Source organism: Flavobacterium sp. (assembly GCF_031411595.1).
Taxonomy (GTDB): domain Bacteria; phylum Bacteroidota; class Bacteroidia; order Flavobacteriales; family Flavobacteriaceae; genus Flavobacterium.
In genome coordinates this window covers 15,443-28,703 of record NZ_JANOBI010000019.1, presented here as the reverse complement: position 1 = coordinate 28,703, position 13,261 = coordinate 15,443, and the positions used below count along the sequence as shown (strand labels likewise).

13 protein-coding genes are annotated in these 13,261 nt (G+C 37.7%); 7 read left to right on the top strand and 6 right to left on the bottom strand.

Going from position 1 to position 13,261, the window contains the following annotated elements; genetic code table 11:
• Positions 1-54: 54 nt before the first annotated feature.
• The 6 genes from RMO03_RS03160 to panB form a co-directional block, all read right to left on the bottom strand.
• Positions 55-837 (bottom strand): hypothetical protein, encoded by a 783-nt coding sequence (locus RMO03_RS03160; protein ID WP_309640632.1) that lies wholly within the window; start codon positions 835-837, stop codon positions 55-57.
• A 467-nt stretch (positions 838-1,304) separates the two neighbouring features.
• The gene (locus RMO03_RS03155; protein WP_309640631.1) at positions 1,305-2,633 is read right to left on the bottom strand and encodes an aldehyde dehydrogenase; all 1,329 of its coding nucleotides are present in this window, start codon (positions 2,631-2,633) and stop codon (positions 1,305-1,307) included.
• A 91-nt stretch (positions 2,634-2,724) separates the two neighbouring features.
• Positions 2,725-4,077, bottom strand: a complete 1,353-nt coding sequence (locus RMO03_RS03150; protein WP_309640630.1) for a hypothetical protein — start codon at positions 4,075-4,077, stop codon at positions 2,725-2,727.
• Positions 4,078-4,146: 69 nt separating this feature from the next.
• Positions 4,147-4,836 (bottom strand): RNA pseudouridine synthase, encoded by a 690-nt coding sequence (locus RMO03_RS03145; RefSeq protein ID WP_309640629.1) that lies wholly within the window; start codon positions 4,834-4,836, stop codon positions 4,147-4,149.
• 54 nt (positions 4,837-4,890) lie between these two features.
• Entirely contained in the window at positions 4,891-5,241 is a 351-nt protein-coding gene (locus RMO03_RS03140; protein WP_309640628.1) for a four helix bundle protein, read from the bottom strand.
• 69 nt (positions 5,242-5,310) lie between these two features.
• The gene (gene panB / locus RMO03_RS03135) at positions 5,311-6,129 is read right to left on the bottom strand and encodes a 3-methyl-2-oxobutanoate hydroxymethyltransferase (protein ID WP_309640627.1); all 819 of its coding nucleotides are present in this window, start codon (positions 6,127-6,129) and stop codon (positions 5,311-5,313) included.
• A 146-nt stretch (positions 6,130-6,275) separates the two neighbouring features.
• Between panB and RMO03_RS03130 the strand changes: the two genes are divergently transcribed.
• The 7 genes from RMO03_RS03130 to kdpA all read left to right on the top strand — a co-directional run bounded on the left by RMO03_RS03130 (position 6,276) and on the right by kdpA (position 13,254).
• Positions 6,276-6,785 (top strand): hypothetical protein, encoded by a 510-nt coding sequence (locus RMO03_RS03130; protein ID WP_309640626.1) that lies wholly within the window; start codon positions 6,276-6,278, stop codon positions 6,783-6,785.
• A gap of 7 nt (positions 6,786-6,792) precedes the next feature.
• Positions 6,793-7,224 carry a nuclear transport factor 2 family protein gene (locus tag RMO03_RS03125; protein ID WP_309640625.1) on the top strand — a complete coding sequence of 144 codons (432 nt, stop codon included), beginning with the start codon at positions 6,793-6,795 and terminating at the stop codon, positions 7,222-7,224.
• A 271-nt stretch (positions 7,225-7,495) separates the two neighbouring features.
• The gene (locus RMO03_RS03120) at positions 7,496-8,833 is read left to right on the top strand and encodes a sigma-54-dependent transcriptional regulator (protein ID WP_409024904.1); all 1,338 of its coding nucleotides are present in this window, start codon (positions 7,496-7,498) and stop codon (positions 8,831-8,833) included.
• 44 nt (positions 8,834-8,877) lie between these two features.
• Entirely contained in the window at positions 8,878-10,824 is a 1,947-nt protein-coding gene (locus tag RMO03_RS03115) for a KUP/HAK/KT family potassium transporter (protein ID WP_309640624.1), read from the top strand.
• A gap of 166 nt (positions 10,825-10,990) precedes the next feature.
• Positions 10,991-11,272: a hypothetical protein gene (locus RMO03_RS03110; RefSeq protein ID WP_309640623.1), complete on the top strand. Its 282-nt coding sequence runs from the start codon at positions 10,991-10,993 to the stop codon at positions 11,270-11,272.
• A 106-nt stretch (positions 11,273-11,378) separates the two neighbouring features.
• A complete protein-coding gene (locus tag RMO03_RS14100; protein WP_409024905.1) occupies positions 11,379-11,456 on the top strand; it encodes a potassium-transporting ATPase subunit F in 78 nt (25 codons plus the stop codon).
• 97 nt (positions 11,457-11,553) lie between these two features.
• Positions 11,554-13,254 (top strand): potassium-transporting ATPase subunit KdpA, encoded by a 1,701-nt coding sequence (gene kdpA / locus RMO03_RS03105; RefSeq protein WP_309640622.1) that lies wholly within the window; start codon positions 11,554-11,556, stop codon positions 13,252-13,254.
• Positions 13,255-13,261 lie beyond the last annotated feature (7 nt).

The window sequence follows — 13,261 nt, the reverse complement described above, 5'->3', positions numbered from 1 at the left end:
CTATTTATATTCTCAATTGAGATGTTTTGTTTTGGTTGAATCTGTTTTTAGAATTTATTCATTTGACACTTCTTCTGATGCTATTTCCGGTGTTTCATCGCCAATGATTTCGCTGTAAACGCAATAGTACATCGAATAGATGAATGGAATGGTGAAAAAGATTCCAATACACAATCCAAAAATACCCAACATCACCATAATGCCGGAAACAATCAGCAATCCGAATAAGATAAAAAATTGCTTGGAAACGATGAGAATACTGGCTTCGATGGCTTCCATGGCTTTCAAATCACCAAAGATAATCAGCGGAATCACCAAGAAAGTTAACACCGCAAATGACAAACTAATCACTATGCCGATCCACTGAAAACCAACCCATTGCAGGCCTGAAGAAAAAATATTAGAAAAAAAGGCGATGATCAGCGCAGCAAGAACAATTTCCTTGAAGTGTTTGCTGCGATAGTAATCAAAAACAGTTCCGACAGAGTAATTGTGACCTTTAGCAGCAGATTGCGCCATTTTAATAAAACCCGCGGTTAATGGACTGCAGAAAGCACCCGCAATCGATGCAAAAATAACGTAGCCTACGAGCCACATGGGCGACATATTTTCGACTCTAAATTGCGATAACGTATCGGTAGAAAATGCAATTCCAACAATGCCCACAGCAATAATTCCGATAACAATAAACATTAATATGGTAATCAGCAACATCGCTATTCCGGCGTTTAAAGCTATTTTTTTATAGTTTTCGAAAGCTTTGTTGAAAACGGTTCCGAAGTCGATATGGTATCCGTTGGCTTTGATATTCTCAAGGGTTTGTTTTGTAGTTTGCATGGTTTGTTTTTTTTGTTTTGTTGTTTCAATGATACGATTTTTTGTTTAATCGTGAAATCGTTTAACCGTTTATTTGTTTAATCGAAGAATCGTATCATTTGGATGTTGGTTTTTAGGAGCTATTTCCCGCTTTCCACTAAATCTTTTGCGCCGAACCACGGCACAAAAGGATATCGTTCCAATCGGGGCTAGGGCAATATCGTAGCGTGAAGTCGCGTGAGATTTGATATTAAGAGGAGGACAGCCAGTGGCTGTCAGGTATTTTACAGTTGATTAAGAAATTTAATGTTCCTATTTAATCGGAATTGCGTGAGGGATAGAACAATTGTCTGAGCTCTTTTTGTGGCGGCGTTCGACGCAAAAAAGCGAGTGTGAAAGCCCGACCCTTGTGGTCACGCCCAAAGTAAAAATCGAAGAACCAACTTTTCACAAATAAACAATTCCTTCGATTAAACGATTCCACGATTCTAAAACCAATCGAGCAGTTTCCGAGCCAATGAAAGTTTACCTTGATAAGGCGCATAGCGAAACGGTAAATCAAGCCAATTCGATTTTTTAACGATGGCTTTTCGGTGCGAAAACGTATCGAAGCTCCAACGCCCGTGATACGCACCGATTCCAGAATGACCAACGCCGCCAAAAGGCAAACGTTTGTTGGCAAAATGAATGACCGTATCGTTGATGCAACCGCCACCAAACGAATAATTTTGAATCACTTTTTTACAGAAAGCATCATGGGTTGAAAAGACATACAGCGACAAAGGTTTTTCGTATCGGTCGATGATTTTTGAAAGATCATCTTCGGTTTCGTACGACAAAATGGGTAGTATTGGGCCGAAAATTTCGTCTTTCATAATCAAAGATTCAATGCTGGGTTCATCAATGATTGTTGGTGCGATGTATAAATCTTCTTCATTGGTTTGGCCACCAAAAACTATGTTGTTGCCTGGCATCAATTGGGTAAGTCGTTGCCAATTTTTGAGATTGACGATGCGGCAAAAATCTTCTGAACTTTGCGGGTTTTCGCCGTAAGCACTTTTGATGGCTGTGGTTAATAAATTGATGAAAGTGGTTTTGACTTTAGCATGAACCAACAAATAATCAGGAGCAATGCAAGTCTGTCCGGCATTGATGAATTTTCCCCAAACGATGCGCTTGGCGGCCAATTCTAAATCGGCGGTTTCATCAATGATGCACGGGTTTTTTCCGCCCAATTCGAGTGTGGTTGGTGTGATAAATGCGGCGGCGGCTTGCGCTACGATTTTGCCAACTGCGGCGCTTCCGGTAAAGAAAATATAATCCCAACGTTGTGTGAGTAAGTTTTGAGACACAGTGCTATCGCCTTCGATGACTTCGACTTGTTGCTTTTCAAAAACTTTCGCAATGATTTCGGCTGTAATTTTAGAAGTGTTCGGTGTGAGTTCCGATGGTTTTAAAACCACTTGGTTTCCCGCTGAAACTGCCGCAATTAAAGGGCAAAGCGCCAATTGAAACGGGTAATTCCACGGTGCGATAATGAGTACTTTTCCGTAAGGTTCTTTGTAAATAAAATCGCTCGATGGAAAATTTAAAATCGCAGGAAAAACGCTTTTAGGTTTAGACCAACGACGCATGTTTTTGATGGTCGTTTTTAATTCGGATTTTACAAAACTGGTTTCTGTGAGCACACCTTCGAAAAAGGGTTTTTTAAAATCATCATACAGTGCTTTAAGAATCTGATCTTCGTGAGTTTCGATTTCCTTGAGCAAGTGAATTAGTAATTGTTTTCTAGAGTTGATGTCGGTTTTGTAATTCATTTTATAAAACTTTGCCATTATACTTTAAGCACAAATGCACGAATTTATTTAATTCGTGCATTGCTATTATAATCGTTAAGGTTGCGATTTGCTATAAAAACGCCCAACGGAAACCCATATTCAAATCGATTTGTTTACTGTCGTTAATCAGCGCACTAATTACAGAGCCTGAACCCATATAGAATCCGCCCAATCTGAAACCAAGTCCAGTATTACCGCCTGAAAATTCGTTATGAGAAAACGGGATATAAGCTTCGAAAAAACCGAGGTTTACTCTTGGAATGATGCTGAAACTGTTTTGTGCCGTGATTTGTGAATTGCCATTGTTGTCTTGGAGTTTTTGTTGTAGCTGCCCTGTGATGAAGAACTTGGTGTAAATTTTAAAGTCTGCGTAAATATTAAATGTAGTAGGAAGTTTTACTTTGAAATCTTGGCTTATTTTATTTTCTTCTAAATAGCCAGGATGGCTTAAAAGGATTTGTTCAACATCCTTAAGGCTATTGACATCCTGAAATTCGCTTAAATCTAGCCCAAGTCCAGGCTCTTGTATCTTGAGCGTATAAGAATCAGAAGCATTGTCACTATCACTGAAAGTCATGCTTCCTATATTTTTCAATGACATTCCTGCATTGATTTTATATTTTTTAGGATCGCTTGGATCTTTCCATTGGTAGTTGACTCCAAGATCCGTTGCGAATCCGTGTAAACCACCAAAAACGGAACTGGTATAATCGCTGAAATCGGTTCCGTTGTCAGACAGATTTCCTGAATATGAAAAGTTAAGTTGAGCATTTGCATTGTTAAGATAAGCGCCGGTTGGTCCGGTTGTGATTGTCCCACTAAAAGCGTCAACACCTAAATTGGTATAAGAACCGGGAAACAATAATTTCATGGTAATACCCGCATTGAATTTATGTTGATCATCTTCAAAAACAGTTCTTGCTGCAGAAAGACCAATTTCTCCCCAAGAAGTACCTGTAATTCGTTGGTTATAATCATTGCTTATCGTGTTTGAACCAATAACTACTAGGTCATTGGTGTTTAGGAGCGCATCACCAAGATTCGGGTCAACATCAATCACATTGGCTTTTACATATCCTTTCGTAGTAAATGCAAAAACCCATTTTTCCCAACGCATTGCAGCACCCGGACCAGCAAATTCTAAATCTACACTAGCATTGACTGCTGAACTTCCTTCAAATATCAAATCTTCAAGATCCGTATCCGAATTGAGGTCGCTTAAACTGACAATATTATTTGAAAAATTGAAACTCATACCGTAGATATTCACTTCAAATTTTTTGGAAAGGTTCGAAAATTCGGCGGGATTGAGTGCCCCATTGAGTATTCCTGCCCGACTTGAAGTGTTGACTCCAATAAAATGATCTTGAGCAAAATTAGTGGTGGCGTTAACCAACAATATAAAGAGAAGTAGGTTTTTCATGATGTATGGGTTGATTGTTTAAAGGTAAAATCAATGTAGAATAAAGGTAAAAATACGATTTAAAGTTTCTTAAATAGCATTCCACACCGAATTATTTGGCACTGCAGCTACAATTTCAAGTTTCTCTTTAGAAACCGGATGAATAAAAACCAATTTCCTCGCATGAAGATGAATCCCGCCATCAGGATTACTGCGGTCGAAACCATACTTCAAATCGCCTTTAATTGGACTGCCGATCGCTGACAACTGTGCGCGTATTTGATGGTGTCTTCCCGTATGCAAATCGATTTCAAGAACGAAATAAGAGTTGAGCTCTTTGATAATTTTGTAGTCGAGTTTGGCCATTTTACTATCAGGAACTTCTTTGAGATGCGCTTTCGAAGTATTGTTTTTCTCATTGCGTTTTAGGAAATGCACGAGCGTATCTTCGGCTTTTTCGGGTTTGTTTTTAACTACTGCCCAATAAGTTTTCTGGGTTTCGCGGTTGCTGAACATTTCGTTGAGTCGTGTTAATGCTTTGCTGGTTCTGGCAAAAACTACAATACCTGTAGTCGGACGATCGAGTCGATGCACTACGCCTAAAAACACTTCACCAGGTTTGTTGTACTTGTCTTTGATGTATTCCTTGACAACTTCCGAAAGCGGTTTATCACCGGTTTTGTCCCCTTGCACAATATCGCCGACACGCTTGTTGATGACAATGATGTGGTTGTCTTCGTGGAGGATTTGGAGGTTGGTTTTATTAGATAGTTCTTTCAAAAGAATAGTTGGATTATGAGACGTTAAGACTGTAAGATTTTAAGACCCTAAGATTTACTTTAGTGTAATTTGGAAGCTGTATATCATTTTTGTGAGTGCATTAATTTTTGAGAGTAATGGATTTAAATTTTCATCTGTAATAAATCCGAGGTCTGATGAAATTAATAATTGTGTCTCGATTTCATAAGCTGAACCAATCGCAATCTCTAAGAATCGTGCAAAGTCTTTATTTGATTTTCGTGATGAACCTTCAGCTATATTTGATGGAATAGAAACAGCAGCTCGTCTTAGTTGATTGATTAACTCGAATCTTTCTTCATTTGGAAAATTACTTGTCAATGTATAAACTTGTGTACAGAAAACCCTACTTTGTTTCCAAATCTCTAATTGTTTGAATTGGTGCATATACTAATTTTATGGCGTTTAAATAATCTCATCTTACAGTCTTACAGTCTTACAATCTTACAGTCTAATCTAATACTGCTCCGATGCATTCGGAAAATCCCTCGATTTCACATCACTAACATACTGCCCAATTGCACTTGTCATTTGCTCGTATAAATCTAAATACCTTCTCAAAAATCGTGGACTGAACTCATTGTTCATTCCCAACATATCATGAATGACCAATACTTGCCCATCAACACCACCACCAGCACCAATGCCGATTACGGGAATCGAAATGCTTTTGGCTACACGTTCTGCCAAATGCGCAGGAATTTTTTCAAGAACAATCGAAAAGCAACCTAAAGTTTCGAGCAGTTTAGCATCTTCGAGTAGTTTTTCAGCTTCTTCATCTTCTTTCGCGCGAACGGTATACGTTCCGAATTTGTATATCGATTGTGGGGTCAATCCTAAATGTCCCATTACGGGAATTCCGGCATTGAGTATTTTTTTAATGCTGTCTTTGATTTCACTTCCGCCTTCCATTTTTACAGCATGCGCACCGCTTTCTTTCATAATTCGAATCGCCGAACGCAAGGCTTCTTTCGAGTCAGATTGGTAGCTTCCGAAAGGCAAATCGACTACAACTAAAGCCCTTGTAATAGCGCGAACCACGCCCGAAGCGTGATATATCATTTGGTCTAACGTAATCGGAAGTGTCGTTTCGTGGCCTGCCATGACATTACTCGCGGAATCTCCAACGAGAATCACATCGATTCCGGCAGCATCTACGATTTTGGCCATGGTGAAATCGTAGGCGGTCAACATCGAAATTTTCTCACCATTTTCTTTCATTTCAATCAATGATTTGGTGGTGATTCTTTTGTAATCTTTTTTTGCGACAGACATAGGTTTGTTTTTTAATCGTGTAAAAGTAATAAAATCGAATGGAGTATTTAATGTATTAAAGTCAATTCGCAAGTTGGTTGTAACAATTTTTTTAAAGCATTTACTAATGTTTTGATTTTTGGATGTATCACTTAAAATTTGAACTCATGATGACTAATTTTAAAACATGGAAAAAACTTAACGAGAGTACTTATGCTTTTTATAAGCATGACGAAAAAATGGGAGAAATGACTATTGAAATGACTGTTTTTGAAAGAAAAGCAATCTTTCAAATTAAAGAAGAGCAGTACATTTTAAAACACACAGGTTTTTGGAAAAGCAATATCGAAATCGAAGACGCTTCAGGAAATATCGTTTTAAAAACCTATAACGAAAAATGGTATGTCAATGCAGCGGTTATTGAGTTTGACGACAAAAAACTAAAACTCATCGTTCGCAATAATCCTATGGCTGAATACGCAATTGTCGATGGCGATAAAGAAATCTTAGCCTATGGTTTGGATACTGATGATGGAAAAGCAACGACTAGAATTCAAACTTCCATTCACAACAAATCCTATTTGCTCGATTTTTTTCTTTGGTATTTATTTGTTCCGATTGCACACGAAAATATGGGAGATAACTTTACCTTCACCATGTTATTAATGACCCAATAAAAGCATCATGAAAAAAATAGCACTCGTTATCATCTTTATTTTCAGCATTAATAGCAATGCACAGAATGAAGACGTTAAACACACCGTCGAAACTTTTTTTGAAGGATTTCAACACCGCGACACACTGTTGTTGCATCAGGTTTGCGCCGACAAAATGATTTTACAATCGATTACCGAAAACGAAAAAGGCAACCAATTCAGCGAAGAATCTACCAAAGAATTCTATCAAACCATCGCAGCGATTCCGAAAGATTTAATATTCCGTGAGCAATTGTTGAGTTTCACCATTCAAGTTGATGGCTCAATGGCGCATGCTTGGACACCTTATGAGTTTTTCGTTGATGGCAAATTAAGCCACAAAGGCGTCAATGCTTTTACGCTGTTTAAGGAAAAAGACCGTTGGAAAATCGTTTATATTATTGATACGAGAAGGAAATAGATTGTTAGACACGCCTGCGGCTTTGGACATGCTACGCTTTTGGATGTTTAGATTATTAGATTTTGCGTGTTGTTGAAATTGGGTGCCTAGCCCTGATAGCAGAGGAAATCCTTTTGACTTGCTTCTTTAGCAAGACAAAAGATTGCAACGCATAGCAGGTTCCCGGCTCCTAAAAAATCCAAAAGCGCAGCGCGTCTAACAATCCAATAATCCAATAATCTTTTTTAGAAGCTGAAAAACATTAAATTTGCCAGATTAAATCACACATCAATTGAAAAAAATCCTCATCATTGACGACGAAGAAAAGCTTCGTGGACTGTTAGCCCGCATCGTAAAATCGGAAGGTTTTGATGTTTTTGAAGCATCCGATTTGAAATCTGGGTTTAAGAAATTAGAGCAAATTGATATTGATGTGATTCTATGCGACGTTAAGCTTCCCGATGGGAATGGCGTTGATTTTCTTCAAAATATAAAAACGAGTTTTCCACAGACGGAAGTTATTTTACTAACGGCTTTTGGCAAAATTTCCGACGGCGTTCAAGCCATGAAAAACGGCGCTTTCGATTATATTGTCAAAGGCGATGATAACGATAAAATTATCCCGTTACTATACAAAGCATTAGAAAAAGCACAACTGCAAAAAAAAGTGCTGCAACTCGAAAAACGCATTGCCGATAAATATTCTTTCGATACTATTATAGGCAAATCCAAAGCATTAGAACAAGTAATTGATTTGGCCAAAAAAGTGGCTAAAACCAATTCGACCGTTTTACTTATAGGAGAAACAGGTACTGGAAAAGAAGTGTTTGCGCAAGCCATTCATGAAAACAGCCATCAAGTTGGAAAATCATTTGTAGCATTAAATTGTAGCACCTTCAGCAAAGAAATTCTCGAAAGCGAGTTGTTCGGACACAAGCAAGGTGCGTTTACAGGTGCCGTAAAAGATAAAAAAGGTTTCATCGAAGAAGCCAATGGCGGGACTTTATTTTTAGATGAAATTGGCGAGATGCCTTTAGAATTGCAGGCTAAATTATTGCGGGTTTTAGAAACCAACGAATACATTCCTATTGGCGATACGATCCCAAAAAAGTCTAATTTTCGATTGATTGCAGCTACCAACAGAGATTTGAAAGCAGAAAGCGATGCACATCGTTTCCGTTCGGATTTGTATTTTCGATTGAATATTTTCGAAATTGCGATTCCACCATTGAGAGAAAGAGTTAAAGATATTGCGCCATTAACCACTTATTTCGTCCAACAATTTTCTGAAAAAACGAATAAAAAAACATTGCAGATTGCTCCCGATTTTATCCAAAAATTAGAAGCCTATCATTGGCCGGGCAACGTTCGGGAATTAAAAAACATCATCGAACGCTCGGTTATTCTAGCCAATGACGACTGCCTGACTTCAGCTATTCTGCCTTATGAAATGCAGCATCAGGAAAATAAGAACAACAAATCGATGTCGGCTTTCTCGATGCAAAGTATCGAAAAACTGCACATTCAAAAAGTACTCAATTATACCAAAGGCAACAAAGCCGAAACGGCCAGATTATTGGAAATTGGAATCGCTACATTGTATCGAAAAATTGATGAATACAATCTGTAAAAATAGGGTTGACATTTTTTAAATGACAAATAAAAAATATAGTTATGCACGCTAATACTTCAACATTTCATTCCAAAATTACATTAGCGGGTTCATTAATAGCCATAGGAATTGTGTTTGGCGATATTGGAACTTCTCCACTATATACACTTAACGCAGTTTTTCATGACAAAGTAATTTCTGAAGCTATAGCATTAGGCAGTTTGAGTGCTATTTTTTGGACCTTGTTTTTTCAAACCACTTTGAAATACGTCATCATTACGCTTCAAGCAGACAACAACGGTGAAGGCGGAATTTTTTCATTATACGCATTGATTAGAAGGTATTTTGGGAAATGGCTCATTTTTCCGGCCATGGCAGGTGGTGCATTTTTAATTGCAGACGGAATTATAACGCCACCAATTTCAGTAGCATCTGCAATAGAAGGTGTTCAAAGTGTGGTTCCGGGATTTAATACAGTTCCGTTTGTCATCGCCATTCTGATTGGATTGTTTGTTTTTCAACAATTCGGAACCGATAAAATCGGGAAAATATTTGGTCCAGCGATGGTGGTTTGGTTCGGATTTATCGCTGTAATTGGTGCCATGGCATTGGCTGAAAATCTATCGGTTTTAAAAGCATTAAATCCGTATTACGCCTATAAAATGTTGGTGCTTGAACCTGGAGGGTTTTGGTTTTTAGGAAGTATTTTTCTGTGCACAACCGGAGCTGAAGCATTGTATAGTGATATGGGACATTGTGGTAGAAACAACATCCGCATCAGTTGGATTTTTATAAAAATCGCTTTGGTTTTGTGTTACGCCGGGCAAACTGCTTGGTTGATGGATCATGTAGGTGAAACCATCGGAACATTGAGTCCATTTTATCATATCGTACCACCACAAATATTTTGGTTGGCCTTAATCATAGCTACTTTGGCAACTATAATTGCATCGCAAGCCTTAATTAGTGGTTGTTTTACGTTGATCAACGAAGCCATTCGATTGGATATCTGGCCAAGGCATCTCGTATTGTTTCCCGGGAATATAAAAGGGCAACTGTATATTCCTGCCATTAATTGGTTTTTAATGATGGGCTGCATCGGAATGGTTTTGTACTTTAAAGAAAGTACCAAAATGGAAGCTGCTTTTGGATTGAGTGTGACTTTAACGATGATTATGAGTACGCTTTTAATCAATTTTTATTTGCGTGCAAAACGAGTTAACCTACTGTTAGTTTCCTTTATAACTGGTTTATTTATTTGTATCGAAATGAGTTTTCTAATTGCCAATCTTCAAAAAATTGCGGAAGGTGGATGGATTACACTTTTAATTGGCGCACTATTGTTTATGGTCATGTTTGTCTGGTGGAAAGGTAAAAAAACCAAAAATGCCATTATGGCTTTGGCTGCCATCGAAAACTACATTCCGGTTTTGAAGCAATTGAGTATTGATGAAAGTATTCCAAAATTTGCTACTAATTTGGTATTCCTGACAGCGTCTCCATCCAAAGGAAAAGTTGAGCAGAATGTTATCGATTCTATATTAAATCAAGGAACACCTAAGCGCGCCGATATATACTGGTTCGTACACGTCAATGTTACCAACGAACCCTACGGATTGAATTATGATGTGGATACTTTGGTGAAAAATGACATTTATTTTATCGAATTTAATCTCGGATTCAGAGAAGAGCCACGCATAGATTTCTATTTCCGGCAAGTGGTGTCAGAAATGATAAAAAACAAAGAAGTAGATGTTTCTGAAAGAAAGGAATTTAATTATCAAAAAAATACGATTGGTGATTTTAAATTTGTTGTCCGCGACAGCTTTTTATCGTTTGATAATAATATGACCTTTTGGAAAAATTTTATTATGAAAAGCTTCTACAATCTAAAATATCTGAGTGTCAAGGAAGAAGTCAATTTCGGATTAGACAGAAGCAACTTAATTATAGAAAAATACCCATTAATCATTTACCCGTATGGCGCGAATAAATTGGTTCGAAAATAATCATTACCGTTTCATTTTAATAAAAGCTTATCAAAACGATAGGCTTTTTTTAGGCTTTATTTTGACTTAAAAGTATCAAATATCTATTTTTCAGCAGTTTACAAAATTTAAATTTTATTGGAACATCTTTTGGCATTGGGGGTGAAAATAAATAAAAAACCACCTTATGCGAAATCAAGTCACCACCGTTTACAAGCAAGCCGAACGCTTTGCTGAAATTACCAAAACAGCCATCGTTTCGGGTAACATTGCAAGAGCAAAAAAATGTATGGCGCTTGCCGAACGTTTGTTTACTAGCGGCAGTTACGAAACCAAAAACGCCATTGCCAACGTTTATGTTTTTTCGGTTTCCACTTTTATGGAATTGCGTCATTGCACCATTTCCAATCTCTTTCCGAAATCATTGAAAGACGAATATCTCAAACAGATTAATGCAACATCAGTTTAACTATAAATGTAAAATTATGGCAACAACAATCCTATTGTATGCATTAGGCTTCGTGCTTTTTGCAATCTTCTTCAAAGCGATCTCCTTTTTCGAAAAAATCTAATTTATGACACTACTCTTTATCATCGCTATAGCCGTATTCGTATATATCTGCTATGTTTTAATTAAACCCGAAAAATTCTAAACATGAAATCGCTGCTAAAAAAAAGTTTTTTACAAAAAAACACCTATAAAAATGAAGCGATACCATATATAACCTCTTATAAATAAATTTTATATATATGAATTCAGAAATACTAGGAATTATAGTTATATACGGATTGGTCATGCTTTTGGCTATTCCGTTAGGTCGATATATCGGCAAAATATTCAATTATGAAAGCACTTGGTTGGATAAAATTTTCAATCCAATCGATCAGTTGTTTTTCAAAATCGGTGGTATTAATCCAACTAAGGAAATGAATTGGAAACAACATTTGACAGCACTTTTGTCGATCAATGTCGTTTGGTTTATCATTTCGATGTTGGTTTTAACCAATATGGTTTGGTTGCCTTTAAACCCCGATGGTAATCCATCAATGAGCGGCGATTTGGCTTTCAATACCACCGTCAGTTTTATCACCAATACCAATTTACAACATTATTCAGGCGAAACCGGGTTGTCGTATTTAGGTCAATTAACTTTAATGCTGTGGCAATTTATCAGCGCCGGTTGTGGTATGGCGATTTGTGCTGTGGTTTTTATGGCGATGAAAGAAAAAACATCCGAAACTTTGGGCAATTTCTACAGTTTCTTCGTTCGAGCTTGTACACGAGTTTTATTGCCTTTGTCATTTGTAGTGGCCATTATTTTGGTAATGAACGGAACGCCAATGACTTTTGAAGGAAAAGATACGATTACTACTTTAGAAGGGAAAACTCAAAATATCAGTCGTGGTCCAGTTGCTGCATTTGTTGCTATCAAACAATTAGGAACCAATGGCGGTGGATTCTACGGACCGAATTCCGCCAACCCGATGGAAAACCCAAACTACCTGACCAATATTGTTGAAAATGTTTCGATAGTTTTAATTCCAATCGCGATGATTTTTGCTTTGGGATTTGTTTTGAAACGCAGAAAATTATCTTGGACTATCTACAGCGTCATGACATTAGGATTTCTGGTGCTATTAATCCCTACAGTAATAACCGAAATGAATGGAAGTTCCGCCATTTCCCATTTAGGGATCTCCCAAAACATGGGAAGCATGGAAGGAAAAGAAGTGCGTTTTGGTGCTGCCGCTTCTGCGAATTGGGCAACCTATACGACGTGCACGAGTAACGGTTCTGTCAATGCGATGCACGATAGTATGACACCAATAGCAGGAATGACTACGCTACTCGGAATGATGATTAATTGTTTTTATGGTGGCGTAGGTGTTGGATTTTTGAATTTCTACATCTTCATCATCCTCGGTGTTTTCATCAGCGGATTGATGGTTGGACGAACACCAGAATTTCTCGGAAAGAAAATCGAAGCCAAAGAAATGAAAATCGCTATGATGATTGCTTTGTTGCATCCATTTTTAATCTTGGTTGGAACAGCTTTAGCCAGCAATTTATATGCAGGAAATCCCGAAGCATTATCAGGTTGGTTAGCCAATCCGGGTTACCACGGATTTTCAGAAATGTTGTATGAGTTTACTTCGGCATCAGCCAATAACGGTAGCGGATTTGAAGGTTTGGGCGATAATACGCCATTTTGGAACATTGCTACTGGAATTGTCATGCTTTTAGGAAGATATCTACCAATCATCGGACCGGTTGCTATTGCCGGAATGTTGGCTCAAAAGCAATACATACCAGAAAGCAACGGAACATTAAAAACCGATACTTCAACTTTTGGGTTATTGGTTTTTGCAGTGATTTTTATTGTAGCTGCCTTGTCGTTTTTCCCGGCTTTAACTTTAGGTCCAATCGCAGAATATTTTTCAGCTAAATAATTAAAAC